The organism is uncultured Microscilla sp. (genome assembly GCF_947493425.1).
Lineage (GTDB): Bacteria > Bacteroidota > Bacteroidia > Cytophagales > Microscillaceae > Microscilla.
In genome coordinates, this window is sequence record NZ_CANLRP010000435.1 from 1 (window position 1) to 719 (window position 719).

At 38.4% G+C, this 719-nt stretch carries 1 pseudogene; it reads left to right on the forward strand.

Annotated features, from left to right (window positions below):
• Positions 1 to 688, forward strand: a pseudogene (locus Q0954_RS34210) (hypothetical protein); the annotation flags it as partial.
• Between the last annotated feature and the right edge of the window lie 31 nt (positions 689 to 719).

A 719-nucleotide genomic window follows, 5' to 3' on the forward strand; every position in this document is an offset into this window, starting at 1 on the left:
TAAACAAAAGAAGCACTCTTGGCACAAAAACAAACACCTTCGGGCATTTTTATCAGATAAGCCCAAGGCTATTCATTATGGGCTGAGTGAGCTTTTAGATAGAGATACTAAAAAAAATGCTCCAATAGTGGTTCTTATAGATGGAGACAGGGCATTGAAAAACCAAGTAACAGCTCAAGCTAAATTATTGGGAATGGAGAACCGAATAGAAGCTTACATTTTGGACTTTATACATTTACTCGAATATGTGTGGAAGGTTGCCAACATTCACTTAGGGGAAAAACATCAGGAACGAACTCAATGGGTAGAGACACAAGCACTGCTGCTGCTTAATAGCAAACATATGCAGGTTCTGGAAGGATGGAAAAATATCCGTACAACAGGTGGGTTTTCAAAGCATCAACTCGAAAAACTTGATCAGGCAATTACTTACCTGACTAACAAAGAGGAAATGGTTGATTACAAAAATTACCTCAGCAAAGGGTTTCCCATCACCACTGGGGCAGTTGAGAGTGCCTGTGGGCATTTTGTGAAAAGCCGGATGGAAAGGAATGCCATGCATTGGAGTTTTAAGGGTGCGCAAAACATGCTCGATATTAGAGCAGTAAGAAAAAATCAAAATTGGGATAAGTACATAAACTTCTTTATTGAACAGGAGCAAAAACAAATTTATCAAAAAACGGCATAAATATGATATGCCGTTAATATGTTATACACTC